This window comes from Desulfomonilia bacterium, from assembly GCA_036567785.1.
Lineage (GTDB): Bacteria > Desulfobacterota > Desulfomonilia > UBA1062 > UBA1062 > DATCTV01.
In genome coordinates, this window is record DATCTV010000034.1 from 180,114 (window position 1) to 198,626 (window position 18,513).

17 protein-coding genes and 2 tRNA genes are annotated in these 18,513 nt (G+C 49.5%); 9 read left to right on the top strand and 10 right to left on the bottom strand.

Annotation, left to right across the window (positions count from 1 at the left end):
* From VIS94_09120 to VIS94_09160, 9 genes are all read right to left on the bottom strand, one after another.
* Positions 1 to 900 (bottom strand): hypothetical protein, encoded by a 900-nt coding sequence (locus tag VIS94_09120; protein HEY9161234.1) that lies wholly within the window; start codon positions 898 to 900, stop codon positions 1 to 3.
* Positions 901 to 919: 19 nt separating this feature from the next.
* Positions 920 to 1,828, bottom strand: coding sequence for an amidohydrolase family protein (locus VIS94_09125; GenBank protein HEY9161235.1), 909 nt, complete (start codon positions 1,826 to 1,828; stop codon positions 920 to 922).
* Between the two features lie 263 nt (positions 1,829 to 2,091).
* Positions 2,092 to 2,421 carry an SCP2 sterol-binding domain-containing protein gene (locus tag VIS94_09130; protein HEY9161236.1) on the bottom strand — a complete coding sequence of 110 codons (330 nt, stop codon included), beginning with the start codon at positions 2,419 to 2,421 and terminating at the stop codon, positions 2,092 to 2,094.
* Positions 2,422 to 2,470: 49 nt separating this feature from the next.
* The gene (locus tag VIS94_09135) at positions 2,471 to 3,496 is read right to left on the bottom strand and encodes an NAD-dependent epimerase/dehydratase family protein (GenBank protein ID HEY9161237.1); all 1,026 of its coding nucleotides are present in this window, start codon (positions 3,494 to 3,496) and stop codon (positions 2,471 to 2,473) included.
* Entirely contained in the window at positions 3,493 to 4,869 is a 1,377-nt protein-coding gene (locus VIS94_09140) for an aspartate aminotransferase family protein (protein HEY9161238.1), read from the bottom strand. The genes VIS94_09135 and VIS94_09140 overlap by 4 nt, the downstream gene beginning before the upstream one ends.
* Positions 4,870 to 4,900: 31 nt before the next feature.
* Positions 4,901 to 5,722, bottom strand: a complete 822-nt coding sequence (locus tag VIS94_09145) for an SDR family NAD(P)-dependent oxidoreductase (GenBank protein ID HEY9161239.1) — start codon at positions 5,720 to 5,722, stop codon at positions 4,901 to 4,903.
* Positions 5,685 to 6,938, bottom strand: coding sequence for a zinc-binding dehydrogenase (locus VIS94_09150; GenBank protein HEY9161240.1), 1,254 nt, complete (start codon positions 6,936 to 6,938; stop codon positions 5,685 to 5,687). Before VIS94_09150 ends, VIS94_09145 begins: the two co-directional genes overlap by 38 nt.
* Positions 6,939 to 6,942: 4 nt before the next feature.
* Positions 6,943 to 7,938 carry a transketolase C-terminal domain-containing protein gene (locus tag VIS94_09155; protein ID HEY9161241.1) on the bottom strand — a complete coding sequence of 332 codons (996 nt, stop codon included), beginning with the start codon at positions 7,936 to 7,938 and terminating at the stop codon, positions 6,943 to 6,945.
* A complete protein-coding gene (locus VIS94_09160; protein HEY9161242.1) occupies positions 7,938 to 8,807 on the bottom strand; it encodes a transketolase in 870 nt (289 codons plus the stop codon). The genes VIS94_09155 and VIS94_09160 overlap by 1 nt, the downstream gene beginning before the upstream one ends.
* A gap of 219 nt (positions 8,808 to 9,026) precedes the next feature.
* Here VIS94_09160 and VIS94_09165 point away from each other — a divergent pair, with 219 nt between their 5' ends.
* The 3 genes from VIS94_09165 to VIS94_09175 all read left to right on the top strand — a co-directional run bounded on the left by VIS94_09165 (position 9,027) and on the right by VIS94_09175 (position 13,612).
* A complete protein-coding gene (locus VIS94_09165) occupies positions 9,027 to 11,306 on the top strand; it encodes a PBP1A family penicillin-binding protein (protein HEY9161243.1) in 2,280 nt (759 codons plus the stop codon).
* Positions 11,307 to 12,134, top strand: a complete 828-nt coding sequence (locus VIS94_09170; protein HEY9161244.1) for an NlpC/P60 family protein — start codon at positions 11,307 to 11,309, stop codon at positions 12,132 to 12,134. It begins immediately after the preceding gene.
* Positions 12,135 to 12,223: 89 nt separating this feature from the next.
* Positions 12,224 to 13,612, top strand: coding sequence for a prephenate dehydrogenase/arogenate dehydrogenase family protein (locus VIS94_09175; protein ID HEY9161245.1), 1,389 nt, complete (start codon positions 12,224 to 12,226; stop codon positions 13,610 to 13,612).
* 67 nt (positions 13,613 to 13,679) lie between these two features.
* Here the strand turns inward: VIS94_09175 and wecB are convergent, their stop codons facing one another.
* Complete coding sequence (gene wecB, locus VIS94_09180) at positions 13,680 to 14,723, bottom strand: UDP-N-acetylglucosamine 2-epimerase (non-hydrolyzing) (protein ID HEY9161246.1); 1,044 nt, start codon at positions 14,721 to 14,723, stop codon at positions 13,680 to 13,682.
* Between the two features lie 103 nt (positions 14,724 to 14,826).
* On the opposite strand from wecB, the gene serS reads away from it, so the two are divergent.
* The 6 genes from serS (at position 14,827) to VIS94_09210 (ending at position 18,494) form a co-directional block, all read left to right on the top strand.
* Complete coding sequence (gene serS, locus VIS94_09185) at positions 14,827 to 16,089, top strand: serine--tRNA ligase (protein HEY9161247.1); 1,263 nt, start codon at positions 14,827 to 14,829, stop codon at positions 16,087 to 16,089.
* A gap of 13 nt (positions 16,090 to 16,102) precedes the next feature.
* Positions 16,103 to 16,190: transfer RNA gene (locus VIS94_09190), tRNA-Ser, on the top strand.
* 69 nt (positions 16,191 to 16,259) lie between these two features.
* A tRNA-Ser gene (locus tag VIS94_09195) sits at positions 16,260 to 16,352 on the top strand.
* A gap of 48 nt (positions 16,353 to 16,400) precedes the next feature.
* Positions 16,401 to 17,387: a glycerophosphodiester phosphodiesterase family protein gene (locus tag VIS94_09200; GenBank protein HEY9161248.1), complete on the top strand. Its 987-nt coding sequence runs from the start codon at positions 16,401 to 16,403 to the stop codon at positions 17,385 to 17,387.
* Positions 17,388 to 17,389: 2 nt separating this feature from the next.
* On the top strand, positions 17,390 to 18,079 hold the full coding sequence (locus tag VIS94_09205; protein HEY9161249.1) for an SDR family NAD(P)-dependent oxidoreductase: 690 nt from the start codon (positions 17,390 to 17,392) through the stop codon (positions 18,077 to 18,079).
* A 184-nt stretch (positions 18,080 to 18,263) separates the two neighbouring features.
* Complete coding sequence (locus VIS94_09210) at positions 18,264 to 18,494, top strand: hypothetical protein (protein HEY9161250.1); 231 nt, start codon at positions 18,264 to 18,266, stop codon at positions 18,492 to 18,494.
* Positions 18,495 to 18,513 lie beyond the last annotated feature (19 nt).

Sequence of the window (18,513 nt, forward strand, 5' to 3'; positions counted from 1 at the left end):
TTAATCGGCCTCTTCAACCGCGACGGCTTTCTCAGAGGCAAGCTGTTCCCCTGAAAAGCGTACAAGAAGGATGGTGCCGAAAAGCACCATGATGAAACCGGCAAGCCTCAGCCATCTGTGTACCGGATCAACTGGAAGCAATTCACCCATTGCAAAAATGCCTATAAAAATTGCAACCAGCCTGGCACAGAAGTCATTTACCGCGATGGCCACGATGGCCCTGCCATGCTGGTAGGCGCTTGAAAGAATGAATATCTGGGTGATGTAGAAAAAGATGAGCAGAGGGAACATCATTCCGAAGGCAATGAAGTATTCCTTGCTGTCAAGCTCTACGACCACCGCCTTGGTGAAGACATCGCCAAGCCCAGCAAAGGCCCCTGAAATGATGCTGAATATGACAAGGAGACCGACTTCAAAGCTCCATAACTTCTTTGACATGTAAACAAAGAGGCAGATCAGACAGCATATGCCGACTCCCGTGAAGAATCTTGCCGGAGTTATGACGCTGACTGTCTGCTCCTGAGCGGGTTCGCTCATCCCCAGCGCGACGATACCGAGAGTGACGATGGCCACTGCCGCCCATTCATAGGCCTTGAGTCGATGGTTGAGGAAGAATATGGAAAAAAGGGCCAGCACCACGAAACCTGATCCCTGAATGGAGCGTGCAAGCGAGATAGGTGTAAAATTGAGGGCCCAGACGAAGAACCCCCATCCAATTCCGCTTATGATGAGCCCGGCCATCCATTTTTTGGAGGTCAGGAACTTAATGATGACTTTGCCCGAACCTTTTCCCAGTGAAAGCTGCGGCAGAGTATCCGCGGCCTGCTTCTGGAACACCACACCCAGATTCACCGATACCGCAAAGATTGTAATGAAAATTATTGAAACCCATATGGACATGTAATCTCCTTATATCTGTTCAGTTCAATTCTCCCATCAGCACCCGGGCGTTTTTGAAAAAGAACTTTTCACGCAGGGTTGAGCCGCCCTTTGTGGCAGCCATGCCGACCCTCACTGCATATTTCGGCAGGGAGAACGGGAAATCGGAAGCATAGAGCACACGCTCATGCCCCATGCGCCTGAATGCCTCCCTGATGTTCCTGGCACACTGGAAGCTGGTATCCACGAACACATTCACGTATTTCCGGGCAAACTCCCATACCAGCTCGAACTGCAGCATGCCCATATGGCCGAATATGAACGGCACATCGGGGAATGCCTCGACAAGCTTTTCGTATGTGCTTACCTCGCCGTACTGGTGTCTTTTTAATTTTGGTATGTAATACTGACTGACCCCGGAGTGCATGATTACAGGTTTTTTATAACGCCTGTACTCTTCCATGATTTCAAACCAGAGGGGGTCTGTCAGGGGAAGATTCTGAATTATTGGGTGGATCTTAATCCCCAGACAGCCGGACTCCATAAAACGGTGAAGTTTTCCGATCCGCAAAGGATCCCTCGGGTCGACAGAAGCAAAAGGGAAAAGCCGCGGCGAGTTCTGGCCTGAATCCATGCGCGATCTGCACATTTTAATAATATCATCGGTTTTGACAAACGGCTCTATGGGCAGAACCAGGCAATGTGTAACGCCTGCCTGAGAAGCGTAAAAATCCAGGTTACGCTCCGTACCGAGGTTGTTGCGCTGATGGTTGTGAATAACCTCGAGGTAGCGGGTGATCGTTCGCATGCCGAATGGAGGCCTGCTTGTACGATAACCCGTCAATTCGGCGATCATGCCGGGGCTTAAGGCCGGTTTGGTATATGCCTCGTCAAGTGGCCAGCCGTTGATCAGATCGCCTGTATGCGTGTGGATATCGACGATCTTCATTAAAGAAAGCGGTGAGTTACTAGTGGTAAGTTGAGAGAAAAATTCACCAATCTTTTCTCAAACATTCATCACCGCCTACAATGGTTATTCCGATTTGCATTCAAGATGATAACGAGGAGGCCAGGAGAAAATGGGATCTCGTGCATCCTGTTTCGCTCCTCAAGCCGAAGGCGCAGAGAAAGCGACGCAGGCATACTCAGTTATGTATGTCGAGGAGCATTCCGACACAGCCGACAAAGTTAGCGCTTGAATGCGAAGCGGAATTAAATGATGCCCAGCTTCTGCATCTTGATGCCGGCTGTCATGCTCCCCTTGAACTTGAGTTTTCCGGTCATGAATGCCTTCTGGCCGGAAAGTTCGCCATTCACCAGCTTGACGAAATCATCGTCCTTCATCTTCAGGCTGATGGTAGGATTTGCCGTTTCGCCCGGTGAAACCTTGGCCTCTTTGTTTTTGATGGCGAGAAACCATTCACCTGCATTTACCCCTGTAATGTTGAACTGGATTGTCATATCCAGTCCTTCGAGTTTGTCCGTTGTGAGTTTGGATGGCAGAACCACTTCAATGAATTCCTTCGGTGTACTTACTGGCATTTTTACCTCCTTATATTTTCAATAATATTTCTGCTTTTTAACCTCTCAATTAACGTGGCTCTTTCAAAGATATCCTGGCCAACTGTACGGGAAGCACAGCCCCTGTTTCAATATAATACCTGACAGCCTTTAACATCGCTATGCGTATGTCATTCTGCGGCAGACCCAGTTCATTGACGGCCTTGGTGCAATCGACAAACTCATCATATCTGAGATGAAGCGCCTGTTCAACAGCCGCCAGCGGCGGTTTTTTTGTTATATCGGCTATGCGTTCGTTGACCTCGGCGACAACCCTGACCACAGCCCTGGGTATTTTCACGGCAGGCTCTTTCAATCCGGTAAGCAGAGAAAGCTCATGGAATATCTCCTTGAGGTGGATGTTTTTGTTGCCGAGTATATATCGCTGGCCTGTTCGCCCCCTTTTTTCCGCATTTACAAATCCGATCGCAAGATCATCCACGTCGATGAGGTTCATTCCCACATCCACATAGGCGAACATCTTGCCGTTGAGGAAATCCAGGATGGTTCTGCCGGTAGGAGTCGGCACCCAGTCGCGCAGGCCGATAGGCGAACACGGATTCAGAATGACCATAGGAATCCTGTCCATATACTTCCAGGCCAGCATCTCGCTCAGATATTTGCTCTCGCGGTACGGCTGCCTTCTGCAGTCCTTCGGGTCCGGAAAATCGTTTTCATTGCTTATTCTATGAGGGAAAAACCCTACAGACGACACCGAGCTTGTGTAGATGACCTTTTCCAGATCACGGTTGAGAGCCGCATCCAGGATGTTACGGGTGCCTTCGATATTCACGTGACGGATGTAATCGCCACCCTTCGGATGCCAGTGCCTGTAGATTGCTGCAAGCTGGTACAGTTTGTTGCAGCCATCGAGAGCTTTTTCTAGGGATGGCCTGTCAAGCAGGTCACCCTTTACTATCTCGATGTCAAGCCCCGTGAGGTTCCTGATGTCTCCGTCCGGGCGCACCATGGCTTTAACTTCCTGTCCGTCGTCAATAAGTGCCCTGACGACAGCCGAACCGATTATACCGCCGGCTCCCGTAACAAGAGTCTTCATGACATCAATTTGGATTCCATAATGGGAATCGCCTTATCGAGAGTATCTATTATCCGGTCTATCTCCTTTTTCTCGATGCACAGGGCAGGTGCGATGCATACAGTCTCCATGGATGACGAACGGATAAATATGCCCCTGTCCCAGCACTCTTCGGCGAGCACATGCGGGGCCGAGTTTTCAGGCAGTATCGCCGTACGCTTCTCCTTGTCGTCAACCAGTTCGATGGCAGCCACCAGACCGAGCCCGCGGACATCGCCGACAGAACGGTGCCTGGTGAGCGTCTTTAGACCGTCAAGCATGTATTTGCCGTTCTCGGCCGCCTTCTCAACCAGGCCTTCCTCTTCGATCACCTTGATGTTCGCAAGGCCCGCCGCACATGCGACCGGATGGTTCATGTATGTAAACCCGTGCATAAGAGGCAGTCTCTCGTCCTGCAACTGGCCTATGGTATCATATATGTCCGCGTTTATGACCGAAGCGCCCAACGGTATCTGGCCTGAACTGATGCCCTTTGCAAAGCTGAGCATGTCGGCGCGTATCCCCCCCCAGTACTCGTGACCGAACATTTTGCCGGTGCGTCCGAAGCCCGTGATGACTTCGTCAAGAATAAGAAGAATGTCATTTTTATCGCATATTTCCCTTATCTTCGGAAAATACTCATCCGGAGGTACGATGACCCCTCCGCTTCCGATTACAGGTTCGGCGATGAAGGCAGCTATTGTTTCAGGGCCTTCGTTCTTGATGGTCTCTTCCATTTCCTCAATGCATTCGAATGCGCAGCCCGGATAGCTCTTTTCAAACTCGCACTGGTAGCAATATGGCGCCGAACACTGGATAAAGCCCTCGGCGAGCGGCTCTATGTTCCAGTGGAACGGGAAAATGCCGGTGGCCGCTGTGGTGGAGAGCCCCATGCCATGATAGGAAAACCGGCGAGAAAGGATCTTGTTCTTGTCTGTCTGGCCCTTCAACTGCCAGTAGAGCCGTGCCAGCTTAAGGTTGGTCTCGTTTGTCTCACTGCCGCCGCAGGTAAACCATGTCCGCGTCAGATTGTAGGAAGGGTCAAGCATGGAGGCGACCTTTTCGGCCAGCTCGATTGAAGGAACCGTGCCGTGTCCGTGGAACGAGGTGAAGTATGATATCTTTTTCATCTGCTCATTAACGGCCTCGATCACCTTGGGATGGTTGTGGCCGATAGCGACGCACCACAGACCTGAAAATCCGTCGATGTATTCTTTGCCGTCAAGGTCCCACATATATACCCCCTGGCCCTTGACTATTATTCTGGGCGGCTCGTGGTCGAAATCTTTTGGATGAGTCAGCGGATGAATAAGATACTTCTTGTCCAGCGCAATCAGTTCCTCTTTTGATTTCATAATCTCCTCCGGCTATATTTTTTATTGCAGCTCAAATTCCTGTCATCTGCGCAGAAATCTCCCAGAGTCTCGATGCAAGCACAGGATCGAGAGCGTCTTTCTTTGGCCTTTTCGCCTTTTTTTTCTCATAATATTCACCTGAGACCCAGTCCTTTCCGGGTTCTCCTCCTGCAAGCCATACAAGAGTTTCCGCGCCTTTTTCCGGTGAACTCAGGAACAGGTGTTTCATCGGTGAATTATAAAGATAATAGATGAAACCCCTGGCATCACGCCCGAAGCTTGATGCGATATTGCCCGGATGGAAAGCGGCCGTGCTGATTCCTTGCGCAGACCATCGCCTGTGAATCTCTTTCATGAAAAGGATGTTTTCGAGCTTTGAAGCGCAATATGCCTTCATGGCGGTATATTTTTTCTCGTTCTCAAGATCGTCAAGACTCACCTTGCCGTACTTGTGGCCGACGCTCGAGGTTATGATGATGCTGGCCTTTGATGATATCAGCCTTTCTTTCAAAAGATTGGTTAAGAGGAATGCCGCCAGGTGATTCACCTGGAATGTGATTTCATGGCCGTCCTTTGTAAGTGTCCGGTCGTTCCAGGTCATGCCTGCGTTGTTTACAAGAACGTCGATCTGTCCGTATTTCTGAAGAAGTTCTCCGGCAATCCTTCTTACCTGTGACAGATCCGCGTAATCAGCGGTGAATCCGTCTGTTCCCAGTTCATCCGCTATCGCTTTAGTCTTTTCCTTGGAGCGTCCGACCACCACGACCCGCGCCCCCCGGCGGTGAAGCATCCTTGCGGCGTTTGCCCCTATGCCGTCACTGGCTCCTGTGATTATTATTGTTTTCTTTTCCATCTGCAATCCTTTCCGTTTGCTTCATTTCAAAAACGACCTTGATGACCGACCCCGGGTTTTCCCGTATTGCCCGGAAGGCTTCCCTGTAATCTTCAAGAGCAAATCGATGAGAGATAAACCCGTCGAACCCGATACGTCCTTCCACCGCCCATTTTATCGCAAGCTCAAATGAACTGATCTTCCTTCCTTCGTATTCTTCCATGCCGTGAGCGTTGACGCCTGTCATTCTGAGTTCCTGATTCCACAGCGGAGTGATGTCAAAGTCTACAGGCTTCAACTGTGTTCCAACCATCACATAATCACCTCGCGGCGCTAGCCAGCGCAGCGAATCGTGGATGGTCGAGCTTGATCCGACCGAATCATAAATAACATCAAACCCTCCAAGTAGAGTGCTGTTTTTCATGTGCCCGTGAAAGACCTGTGCGCCGGTGGCAATACCTGCGGCATCATATGCATTTCCACCCGGCAGTGCCTCTGCTCCCATGCGTTTTGCAAATTCCAGTTTGAGAGGGAACGGCTCCGTCACAAAGACCCTGCTCTCTGGGCAAACCGCTTTTGCTATCTGTATGATGTTGAGCCCTATCGTCCCGGCACCGATCACCAGTATCTTATCACCGGGCGATGGCAGCCTCCTGAACACCGTGTGTAAAGAAACCGCCGCAGGTTCGACAAGAACCGCCTGTTCATCGGTAAGCTCCTCCGGAATCCTGATAAGCTGCTCTTCATGAGCGATAAATATATCGCTGAATGCCGCGCCAAGGTCCGAAGGCATCTTCCTTGAAGGAAAAGCCTGACATAGAGGAAAATTTCCTTCACTGCAGGGCAAACACGGCGGATCGATTTCAAGGGTGGCGCAGCAGGCAGTATAGCGCTGCATGGCCACCCTGTCGCCGGTCTTCAGGCCGGTGACGCCCGGGCCTGTTTCAACAACCCTCGCTGCCATTTCATGTCCCATGAAGACTTCGGGGAAAGGAGGGAGGGCTGCCATGGAGATACTAAGCCCCGCCTTTATGAAAAAAAGCGCGATATCCGAACCGCAGATGCCGGCCAGTTCGGGTTTTACCCGGACAAAACGTGGCCCGGGCAAAGGTTTGTCAGGATACGACCTCAGCCTGACGGGCGAGAGGCGGGAATAATACAGGCCCGGAAACTTCGGGCCCAATCCCTTTGTAGCCAGAATCCTCAAAGGGCTGATGTCAAACACCAGCGTTTTCATCAATTCACCTGTTTACAAGTTCAAGCACAGATTTGCGTATCCCGTCGCTGTCCAGTCCGTATCGCGGATAGAGGTCTTCGGGATATCCTATCGCAGAATAACAGTCCGGAACCCCTACGCGTTTGAACCTGACTCCAAGGCCCGCATCGGAAAGTGTTTCGGCAACCGCCCCCCCAAGGCCTCCGATTATCGAGTGTTCTTCGGCGGTGATGATTCCGCCGGTCTCACGCGCCGCTTTCAGGACCGCCTCGACATCAAGAGGCTTTATTGTGTGCATGTTGATAACCCGTATGCCGATGCCCTCGTTCTCGAGCGAATCCGCAGCATCCATAGCCGCTTTTACACATACCCCGCAGGCGATCACTGTCATATCACTTCCGTAATCCCGCATGACGATGCTCTTACCGAACTCGAAATCATATGTATCATCAGTATAGGCGAGCGGTTCGAGCGAGCGGCCGATTCGTATGTAGATGGGGCCGTTGTAGTTTTCACCGGCGCGAACGGCCTTGCCGGTCTCTATGGTGTCAGCAGGCACCACCACGGTCATGTTGGCCATTGAGCGCAGGATGGCGATATCCTCCGTGGCATGGTGCGTGGTTCCTCCATTGCCCATGGAAAGCCCGCTGTGGGTTGCAATCATCCGCACATTGAGATTCGGATAGGCTATGTCGGTACGGATGGCCTCGGCGCAGCGTAGCGAAAGGAACACGGCCATGCTTGAAAGATAAGGCAGCTTGCCGCTCACGGCCATTCCTGCAGCAGCCGCCACCATGTTTGTTTCGGCTATCCCGAAGTTGAAGAAACGCTCGGGATAATACTTTTTGAATGTGCCGGTCTTGTTGGAGCGCATCAGGTCAGAGGTTAGAACAACGATGTCCGGATTATTCTTTGCCATATCGGAGATGACCTGTCCGTAGACCTCGGCCTGCGAGATCATGTCGTATGTCTCCATGGTGAAGACAAACCCCTCAATTATTAAGCCGGCGGTATCACTCATTATTTTACCCTCCCTGCCGGACAGGTGCGGTCGATGCTGTCACATGCGTCTTTTGCGGTCTTTGTGTCCAGCATGGTGTAGTGATATATCGGGTTGTTTTCCATGAAGTCCACCCCCTTGCCCTTTACGGTTCGGGCTATGACAAGCTGCGGTACACGGCCCTCAGCAGGTTCCAGACCGTCGAACGTATCTATCAGGGACGCCATGTCGTGTCCGTCAATATCATATACCTTCCAGCCGAACGATTCCCAGCGTTCTCTGAGTGGTTCAAGTGCCATGATCTCCTCGGTGGCTCCATCCAGACTGAAGAAGTTGCGGTCTATTATAGCCACCATATTGCCCAGCTTGAAATGACTTGCTGCCATTGCCGCCTCCCATACCATGCCTTCGTCCAGCTCTCCGTCGCCCATTAGAACAAAAATTCTGTATGAACGCTTGTCAAGACGGGCCGACAGGGCCATTCCCACGCCGATTGAAAGTCCGTGGCCCAAAGAGCCGGTGCTCATCTCAACCCCTGGTATCTTGTGCATATCCGGATGCATGCCGAAGGGACTGTCGAGCTTGTTGAATGTTGAAAGCCATTCGCCGGGAAAGAATCCGAGATCGGCCAGTATGGGAATATAGCCTATTGCCCCATGCCCCTTGGACAGTACGAAGCGGTCTCTCTCAGGCCAGCTGGGGTTCTTGGGGTCAATCCTTAAAACATGATAATAAAGGGCTACGATGATGTCCATCATGGAGAAGGAGCCTCCCATGTGGCCTCCGGTTGCGACTGCGGCAAGCTCGATAACTTTTTTCCTTAGATCCCTGGCCTTTTCATCAAGGAAGTCGAGAAGTTCAGCCCTGTTCTTAAATTCCTTTGGCTGCATGCACACCTCCTTCAATTACTAAATGAATTAATGGTTGCCGGACAAAGGAGAGGATCTTTATTAATAGCATTTGTTTAATAATTAAGTAAAACCGTTTTGTTAAAAGACAATACCTGAGCATATTTTTTTAAATATACAGTCTTAAAAGGCATATGAGGACGAAGTATTGACACCCGGATACTCACCTAATATATGGGTCATGTGAGGAAAAAACATATTTTGCTGATCTCGCTGCTGGTCTTATTTGCCATGGCAATAGCGGTATCATCTTTTTCCATCTACAAGGCATATAACAGGATAAAGCACCTCGGCAAAGGGCCGGAATGGCATATCCCATCCAGAATATATTCAAGCGAGACAGTCCTTAAACCCGGTACAAACATTGATTTGATCGGAATAGATGCCAGATTGAAACGGCTGCGTTATCATCAGACGAAAAGACTGAGTTCACCGGGAGATTTCAGAAAAACCGATCAGGCATATTTTATATACCTTAATGAATTCGATTACCCTGAAGAAAAAACCAAACCCAGGAAGATAAAGCTGTCACTTGAAGGAAGAACAATCAAACAGATCACCGACCCTGATTCGGGCAGCGAATTGAAAGAGGCGGCCCTTGAACCTGAAGACTTTGCAGCAATCTATGACCAGAGCTTCGAGGATCGAACGCTGGTTACCTTGCAGGACTGCCCGAAGGTGCTCACAGATGCCATCATAGCGACAGAGGACAAACATTTCTATGAGAACTGGGGAATAGACCCGCTCCGCATTTTCAAGGCAGGCATAGTAAACATCAGGGAGGGCAGGATATCCCAGGGCGGATCGACCATCACTCAGCAGCTCGTGAAGAACATCTTTCTTACAAGCGACAGGACTTTTTCCCGAAAAATAAAGGAGCTATGGCTGTCGATCGTGTTGAACGTCCTTTATTCCAAAGATCAAATCCTCGAGATGTACATAAATGAAGTCTATCTCGGCCAGCGCGGCAATGCCAGCATATGCGGGTTCGGCAGGGCATCACGTGTATATTTCGACAAGGACGTCAAGGACCTTAACCTTCAGCAAGCGGCATTTCTTGCAGGCATAATATGCAGCCCTAACCTGTATTCACCCTGGAAACACCCTGAAGATGCTAAAGAGAGACGAAACACGGTCCTTGCCCTGATGCGGGACCAGAATAAAATAACGGAAAAGGAATATCAGAAAGCCATCAAAACCCCGCTGGGTGTTGCGCCGTTTTCACCGAAAACGAGGTATGCCCCTTATTTTGTCGATTATATCCTGAACCAGATGGAAGATGACATTCCTGCCGGAGATCTGTCAAAAGGCGGCTACAGCATCTACACCACACTGGACATGACGGTGCAGCTCGCGCTGGAAAACAAACTTGAAAAAGGACTCAGAAACCTTGGAAACCAGAGACTACAGGGTGCTGTGGTTGCAGTGAACCCGAACACCGGAGAAATCCTTGGAATGTCCGGAGGCCGCAGCTACTCATATTCTCAGTTCAACAGGGCTGTTCAGATGAGACGTCAGATAGGCTCACTGATCAAGCCTTTTATCTATTATGAGGCCTTGAAAAAAGGATACACCCTTAACAGGATGCTGGATGACAGTCCGTATACGATGCCTCAGGGTGACGGCACGGAATGGACGCCCTCCAACTTTGACAATGTATCGCACGGCAGCATAACAATGGCCGAAGCGCTTATTCAATCCTACAACATAGCAACAGTAAGACTCGGAATGGATGTCGGCGTTGCAGATGTCGCATCCCTGATCAGGGACTTGTTTCCAGGCCAGAAGGTAAAGGAAAACCCTTCCCTGCTGTTGGGCGCCATGGAAAGCTCTCCTCTGGATATGGCCATCATGTTCTCCGCTTTTGCCAATGGCGGATACAGGGTCAAGGCTTCGGCCATCAAGGCGGTTAAGGTCAAGAATGATGTTGTTTACAGGGGAAGTTCCTACGCACCCGATAAAAGACTTGATGATACTGCGGTATTTCTGATCGATTTCTGCCTTATGGATGTGATCAGGTTCGGGACGGGAAAAACCGCCTCCGGATATGGAATGCCTGACGGCGTATGCGGCAAGACCGGTACCACAAACGATTTGCGTGATTCCTGGTTCGCATGTTTCACAAAGGATATATCCCTTGTGTCCTGGGTCGGGATGGATAATAACAGCCCGGCAGGTTTTACCGGTGCAACCGGCGCCATGCCCATTGCCGCCATGATAATGGCCTCACTCGGGCATGTCAGGCAGATACCTCAACCTGAAGGGATCGTTTTAAAGGATATTGACCCGGCAAGCGGCAAACTGGCCATGGAAACCGCCCCGAAGATACTTCTCCCGTTTGTCGAAGGAACCGAGCCCACCGAATATTCGGACGGAGTTCCCGTTCCCGTAGAGATCCCTGCTGATGATTCGAAGGAAAACAAATCGCCCGCTCCGGCTGAAAAGGAAAAGGCGCCCGAAGGGGCAAAGGTTGTTTTCTGAATGGGTTCCGGCGGGATAAAAAGTTTACTCCTGACAATAATAATCACTGTCGCCATTGCCCTGGCCGGATGCTCACACAAACCTGAAGTAAAACAGCTACCCTATTTCCCGCCTAAAAAAGATCAGCCGAAGGCCGCCGCAAGACCGGCCGCACCCGAACTTAAACGCATGGGATACACCGTTCAGGTGGGTGCTTTTTCAAATGTCGATAACGCGATCAGGCTTACGAAATCTCTTGAAAAGGAAGGCCTTGACGCGTTTTATTACAGGAATTCAGCCGGTCTTTTCAGGGTAAGGTTCGGTGACTACAAGACCAGGGCCGAGGCGGAAAAGGCCGCCGGGGAAATTATCAGCAAAGGCATCGCGGAAACATACCGCATTATTTCTCCGGGTGAATATATCCAGACAAAAAACAATATTCCGGACAAAAGCATATCTGTCACCGGGGATTCCCTCAGGGAACACATTGTAGTGACTGCATCAGGTTTTGTTGGTCTGCCCTATCAATGGGGAGACATCTCGCCTACGAAGGGATTTGACTGCAGCAGCCTTGTCATGGCCGTTTTCCAGCTTAACGGACTCGTTGTCCCCAGGACGTCAAAAGATCAGTTCATAAACGGCGTACCTGTTGATCCCGAAAACCTCGATAAAGGAGATCTTCTCTTTTTTACGACAAACGGGACCGGACAGATAAGTCATGTCGGAATCTACGTCGGCGACGGCATGTTCATTCATGCCCCGGGCAAGGGCAAACCCATACGAGAGGAATCACTTAACACACAGTATTATCGCGACAGGTACATGGGTGCATGCACATACCTTCAATAGCATCACTTAGCATTTCACAGGGAAATTTATTTGATGAAACAAAAAATGAATGGTATTCATCACTTTAAAAAAGGCGGTGAATAAAGGCTATGTCAGGCAGAACTGTCGCTTATGCCCAGAATTTCAGCAGACTTTCTCAAAAGGCGTTGAAACATTATCTGCCTGATGCAGTATGTTCGGAGAAACCGTCCATCGATGCAGTATTCAAATCAGTTCTGGCGGACAAAAAAGCCTTCGGTTTCATTCCTGTTGAAAATGTTATTACAGGCCGCTATGCACAGACCCTTGACTGCCTTCTGAAATATCACGTCGGCTTTTCGATCACAGGTTCGACGATTGTAACTTCAGGAAAGACGGAAGACGGCCGAGAAGATAAAACCCGCTTCATTCTCATAGGCCCCGGCGAGACAAAACCCAGCGGCAGGGATGTAACAAGCCTTGTTATCTATCCGCAACGCGACAGGGTCAAACTTCTCTTCGACATGATCGAAATAATCAGCGTGCGCTACAACCTCAACATGACCGACATAGACCGCAGACCAGACAGGAAAGGGCTTTCCATATTTTACATCGATATCGAAGGGCATAAAAATGATGAAAACGTAAGCGCCTGCATAAAAGACATTCAATTGGCACTTTCCGATACCGAGGTGATAACATTAGGCTCTTATCCATATCAGCCGTTCAACGAGCCCCTTATAAAATCGATAGGCATCATAGGCGGCACCGGCGAGATGGGCTCATTCTTTGTGCCGTTTTTTAAAAACCTCGGATACAGGGTATCCGTTGCCGGGAGAAAGACCTCTCTTTCTCATGAGGAATGCGCAAAAACCTGCGACGCGGTAATTGTAAATGTCCCGATAGATTATGCATGCGATGTCATTAAAAAGATCGCCCCTCATATGAAAAAAGGCCAGCTCCTGATCGACAACACAGGCATTAAGACAAAGGCGGTAAAAGCGATGCTGGAATCGTCACCCAAAGGGGTCGAGGTGCTTTCCATTCATACGATGTTCGGTCCGGGTGTTGAAAGCCTCAGGGCACAGAATGTCATATCGATCCCGACAAAAAGGTCGGGCCCCATGGCTCAGGAATTCGAAGACCTTCTTTTCAAGCACGGCGCAAACATCACACGGACGACCCCTGAAGACCACGACCGGTTCGTGACCATGACCCAGGGACTTGAGCATATAGACAGTGTCGCCAAGCTTGCAACTATCCTTAATATTGCAGGGCATCCGGACAGGCTGGAGCCTTTCTCCACGCCCAATTCCAGGAAATCGGCCGAGATATGGGGCCGGATCCACGGCCAGGACCCGCACCTTTATGCGACAATGCTAAGGGAAAACCCTTATATTCTTGAAACGCTCAAAGACTATCTGCACAATCTTTCAAGTCTGATAAGCAACCTTGAACAAGGCAGGACAGCAGCCTTTGAAAAGGCCATGAATAAAAATGCTGAAAAACTTAAAAGCTGACCTTGAGTAAAACAGAACGTGTTCGACCTTTTAACCGGCTTTAGAATATTTAAGGATTGTTGAGTTTTCAGCAGAAAACATTCTCCCCAATGAATGCAGCGATTTGTTTCGCCGCTGTTCCGCCGCCGAAGGGCATGACTGCCGGATTGATGCTTATGGTTTTCATTTTATTGACGGCAGCCTCAATTGCAACGGGTGCAGCATCTACAAGGACATTTGCTCCTGCCTCTATGGTTTCCGGCCATTCGGTTGTCGTGCGTACCGTCACGCAGGGCGTCTTTAATAAAAAGGCCTCTTTGACCAGACCGCCTGAATCTGTAAGGACACAGTCCCCATATTTAACCAATGAAAGCATGGCCGTGTATTCAACAGGGTCGATTACCGTGACGCCGCCTGCTTCATTCATGAGGCCTGAATAGAGGTTGCGGGTTCTGGGATGGACAGGAAAGATGACATTGATTTCCTTGGCCAGGTCTGTCATGGCCTGCCAGATGGCCTTAAAGCGCAACGGATTATCCGTGTTTTCCGCCCTGTGTATCGTCGCCAATATATATGGTTTTTTATAAGAAGGCTGTTCCATGGTTCTGGAAAATTCAAGCAGTGCATCAACCATGACATCACCTGTGAATATTCCTTTCATGCCTTCGGCGGCAAGCAGCCGGACAGCGTTTTCTGTCGGGCAGAAATGGTAATCGGAAAGCCTGTCGGCGATAATGCGGTTAATTTCCTCAGGCATTCTTTTGTCGAAACTTCGCAACCCGGCTTCGACGTGGGCTACTTTTATATTCAGCTTTGATGCGGCAAGGGCTCCCGCCAGAGTAGAATTGGTATCGCCATAGACAATTACAAGTCCGGGCTTCTCGTTTATAAGAATATCTTCAATACCTTTGAGCATTCCCGCTGTCTGAACGGCATGCGAGCCCGAGCCAATGCCCAGATGAAAATCCGGTTCGGGCAGGCCCAGGTCGTCAAACAGTAGTTCATTCATTGCAAAGTCGTAATGCTGGCCGGTATGAATGGTCTTTGAAGAAAGCCCTTCTTCCCTGAACGCCTTGAGCACGGGCGAAAGCTTGATAAACTGCGGGCGTGCACCGACGACATGAAAAATCATGAACCCCTCCGAAACGAATTTGGGAAATTATTATCACAATGACACAAAAACCTTATGGAATCAATTCCTTGACGCCTCTTTTCCTCAATGCTACTTTATCCCTATGCTTGACATAAAAATATTAAGACAAAACCCGGAAATCGTCAGGAAGTCGTTGTTAAACCGCGGGACCGAGGTCGACCTCGACGGACTTCTGGAGCTTGACGCTAAAAGGCGCGCCATGATTCAGGAAGGGGATGACCTTAAGGCTAAGCGCAACCAGTTCTCTGAGCAGATGTCAAGGAACAGGGGCGGCACGCCTGAACAGAAGCAGGAAATCAGGCAGATTGGAGAGCGCATCAAGGCAATTGACACGGAAATGAAAGACCTGGAGCTTGCCATTGATGACATTATCAAACGCATCCCGAACATCCCGCATGAGACGGTTGCCATAGGCTCTTCCGAAGAAGACAACCCTGTAATCAGGGTCGTGGGCGAAAAACCCACTTTTGCATTCACTCCCAAGGAGCACTGGGACATAGGCGAAGGACTAGGCATTCTGGATTTCAAACGTGCAGCAAAGATCACCGGGGCACGTTTCTGCCTGAACTGGGCGGCAGGTGCAAAGCTCGAAAGGTCGCTCATAAACTTCATGCTCGATGTTCACACAAAGGAGCACGGCTGTACCGAGGTTTGGACGCCTTTCATGGCCAACCGAGACAGCTTCACCGCAACAGGACAACTTCCCAAGTTTGAGGAAGACCTTTTCAGGACAGACGATTATTTCCTGGTACCGACAGCGGAAGTACCTGTGACCAATATCTACCGTGACGAAACCCTGCCTGAGGATAAGCTCCCGATAAAACTTGTGGCATATACCCCGTGCTTCAGACGCGAGGCGGGTTCATACGGCAAGGACACGCGCGGGCTTATCCGTCAGCACCAGTTCGACAAGGTGGAACTTGTACGCTTCGCTCATCCGGACCATTCATTCATCGATCTCGAAGAGCTGACCAACGAGGCCGAAGACATCCTCAAGAAGCTCGGGCTTCATTACCGGGTCATCTCTCTGTGTACAGGCGACCTGGGTTTTTCCTCGGCCAAGACATATGACCTCGAGGTCTGGATGCCGGGACAGGGCGTTTTCAAAGAGATATCTTCCTGCAGCTGCTTCACCGACTTCCAGGCCAGAAGAGGGAACATGAGATACAAGTCGGCGCAGATGAAAAAGAGTGAGTTCTGCCATACGCTTAACGGAAGCGGCCTTGCAGTGGGCAGGACTCTCGCGGCCATACTTGAAAACTATCAGAACGAAGACGGAACCGTCAGAGTTCCAGATGCATTGAAGCCCTATATGGGGCTTGACCTGATAGAACCAATACGTTAGAAAGCTCTGAAGCGGAGGGATGGCCGAGTGGCTTAAGGCGGCGGTCTTGAAAACCGCAGTGTTTCACGACACCGTGGGTTCGAATCCTACTCCCTCCGCCAGATTAAATAATCAGAGAAATCTGGAGATGGAAATTATTATAAGATTTCCTGCTTTTTCTGATGAAATACGGAGAGATGGCCGAGTGGACGAAGGCGTTCGCCTGCTAAGCGAATGTAGGGCCAAAAGCTTTACCGAGGGTTCGAATCCCTCTCTCTCCGCCAGCCTTTCTGATAATACCATTCAAATATAACTCCACATGAGGAGGGGAAATGATCCGGAATTCAACCCGTATTTCAAAGAATGGCACTATTCTGAAAGGAATCATTTTAATTTCTTCTTTCTTTTCCCTTATCATTTCGAACAATACTGCATCTGCAAATAATGAAATGACAATTTTTGAAAAAACAGAGATTCCCGAAAAGGCGGTGATAGCACACAGGGGGGCTTCCTGGTTTGGCCCTGAAGAAACCGAACCGGCTTATATTCTGGCCCGTGAACTCGGGGCGGATTATCTCGAATTTGACATCCAGCTTACATCTGACGGGGTGCCGGTGCTTTTTCATGATGATACCCTCCTGCGGACCACAAACGTGGCCGATGTTTTCCCTCAGCGGAAAAATGCAGCGATTTCCGCTTTTACGCTTGCCGAGCTGAAAAGTCTTGATGCGGGCTCCTGGTTCAATCTCAAAAATCCCGACAGGGCTAGGCCGTCTTATAAAAATCTCAGGATCCTTACCCTTGAAGAGGTAATAAAAATCGCCTCGTCTGGCAGACCCGGGCAGAGGCTTTATATAGAAAGCAAGAGCCCAGAGGCATATCCCGGCATCGAGGAAAAGATTGTTTCTCAATTGAAAAGTGCGGGCTGGCTGGATAAATCAAAGGTTGTCTTTCAGTCCTTCAGCCTTGAAAGCTTGAAAAGATTTAAAGAACTCGCCCCTGAGATATCCAGGGTTTACCTCGTGGATGAAAAATTGAAAAAAGACTACGGCTGGAATAAACTAGTAAAAGACTCAGCGGATAATGCAACCGGCATAGGTCCCTCAGGGTACATAGCATGGCCGTGGAACATCAGTAAGGCGCATAAAAGAGGGCTTATCGTCCATGTCTACACAATCAATGCCCTGTGGCAGGCAAAACTGATCAACCTTTTCGGTGCGGACGGGATCTTTACGGACAGGTGCGACATGCTTTTAAAGCATTACGGCCGAGACAATAAAACCGATCCTAACGATATCCTCAAAAAATACGGTTATTGAACATGATCCCGGGCAAAGCTTTCATAATAGGCAATTCCGATGGAATCGGACTGGCGCTTACCCTCGAACTCCTTAATAGAGGCTGGAAAATAAACGGCTTTTCCCGAAGCCCTTCTTCTGTAACACATGATGCTTATTCACATACCGTCATCACTGTAGAAGATGATACTTTCTCTTCAGTTCTGAAATCCGTCTTTGAAAAGGAGGTTGCCGACCTGTGTGTCTATTGCGCCGGAATAGGAGAAATGCTCGACCTTTCAGACATGAAAGACGAGGAAAAAATCTTTAAGGTCAATCTTCTCGGTTTGGTTAAAGCGGTTTCCTGCGTAATCCCGGTAATGGTAAAAGAGAGGAAAGGTCATTTTATCGGCCTTTCAAGCATGGCGGATGAAATACTTGCCCCTGATTCTCCCAGCTACAGCGCCTCAAAGGCCGGTTTTTCAAACTACCTCGAAGGTCTTGCACTTGCAGTTCGGCCGAAGGGCGTCCACATAACAAATGTACGCTTCGGATTTGTCGATACAAAGATGGCAAAGGGGTCCTTCTTGCCATTCATGATGAGCACTAAAAAAGCGGTTGGCCACCTTTTCAGGTGCATCGAAAAAAGGCCTGTCCGGTATTCGGCTCCCATAATAATGATACCTGTCGTTAAAATGCTTGGCATGGTGAACAGGATAAAAACCTTAATCTAGCAGTTAGGCTTCTTCATGAAAAATTACATGTTTTATGGGTTTTATACCATATGTCTTAATGGTTAAACGGCAACAGCCTGATATTTCATTTTCCGGTATGCTGTGTAATTCCGGCAGGTTGCCTGAATCAGTCATTTGGCACGCATCTGGCAATATAATATAAAAAACCTCCAGGAGGTGACATATGCTGGCAGCCAGAAAGACCCAAGAGATATGCAAATGCGGAAATTTTCCTGTGGCATATTGCGAGGAATGCGGCGAACCTTTATGCGGGGATTGCATGAAGACGGAAATAACGGGAATCGAAACAAAGAAAATCTCACAGAAAAATTTCTGCCTCAAATGTCATGCAGATCCCATAGTAAACATCTGGGGCTCGACATACTGGCCGAAACTGACGGGTATGTTCTTATAAAAACAACGCTGTTCATTTA

What these genes read in the sequence shown, in the direction of transcription:
- VIS94_09170 (HEY9161244.1), top strand. Translation starts at nt 11,307, where the DNA reads ATGGGTTCCGGCGGGATAAAAAGTTTACTCCTGACAATAATAATCACT.
- VIS94_09160 (HEY9161242.1), bottom strand. Translation starts at nt 8,807, where the DNA reads ATGCAGCCAAAGGAATTTAAGAACAGGGCTGAACTTCTCGACTTCCTT.
- VIS94_09130 (HEY9161236.1), bottom strand. Translation starts at nt 2,421, where the DNA reads ATGCCAGTAAGTACACCGAAGGAATTCATTGAAGTGGTTCTGCCATCC.
- VIS94_09140 (HEY9161238.1), bottom strand. Translation starts at nt 4,869, where the DNA reads ATGAAATCAAAAGAGGAACTGATTGCGCTGGACAAGAAGTATCTTATT.
- VIS94_09210 (HEY9161250.1), top strand. Translation starts at nt 18,264, where the DNA reads ATGCTGGCAGCCAGAAAGACCCAAGAGATATGCAAATGCGGAAATTTT.
- VIS94_09155 (HEY9161241.1), bottom strand. Translation starts at nt 7,938, where the DNA reads ATGAGTGATACCGCCGGCTTAATAATTGAGGGGTTTGTCTTCACCATG.
- VIS94_09150 (HEY9161240.1), bottom strand. Translation starts at nt 6,938, where the DNA reads ATGAAAACGCTGGTGTTTGACATCAGCCCTTTGAGGATTCTGGCTACA.
- VIS94_09205 (HEY9161249.1), top strand. Translation starts at nt 17,390, where the DNA reads ATGATCCCGGGCAAAGCTTTCATAATAGGCAATTCCGATGGAATCGGA.
- VIS94_09200 (HEY9161248.1), top strand. Translation starts at nt 16,401, where the DNA reads ATGATCCGGAATTCAACCCGTATTTCAAAGAATGGCACTATTCTGAAA.
- VIS94_09120 (HEY9161234.1), bottom strand. Translation starts at nt 900, where the DNA reads ATGTCCATATGGGTTTCAATAATTTTCATTACAATCTTTGCGGTATCG.
- VIS94_09135 (HEY9161237.1), bottom strand. Translation starts at nt 3,496, where the DNA reads ATGAAGACTCTTGTTACGGGAGCCGGCGGTATAATCGGTTCGGCTGTC.
- wecB (HEY9161246.1), bottom strand. Translation starts at nt 14,723, where the DNA reads ATGATTTTTCATGTCGTCGGTGCACGCCCGCAGTTTATCAAGCTTTCG.
- VIS94_09175 (HEY9161245.1), top strand. Translation starts at nt 12,224, where the DNA reads ATGTCAGGCAGAACTGTCGCTTATGCCCAGAATTTCAGCAGACTTTCT.
- serS (HEY9161247.1), top strand. Translation starts at nt 14,827, where the DNA reads ATGCTTGACATAAAAATATTAAGACAAAACCCGGAAATCGTCAGGAAG.
- VIS94_09125 (HEY9161235.1), bottom strand. Translation starts at nt 1,828, where the DNA reads ATGAAGATCGTCGATATCCACACGCATACAGGCGATCTGATCAACGGC.
- VIS94_09145 (HEY9161239.1), bottom strand. Translation starts at nt 5,722, where the DNA reads ATGGAAAAGAAAACAATAATAATCACAGGAGCCAGTGACGGCATAGGG.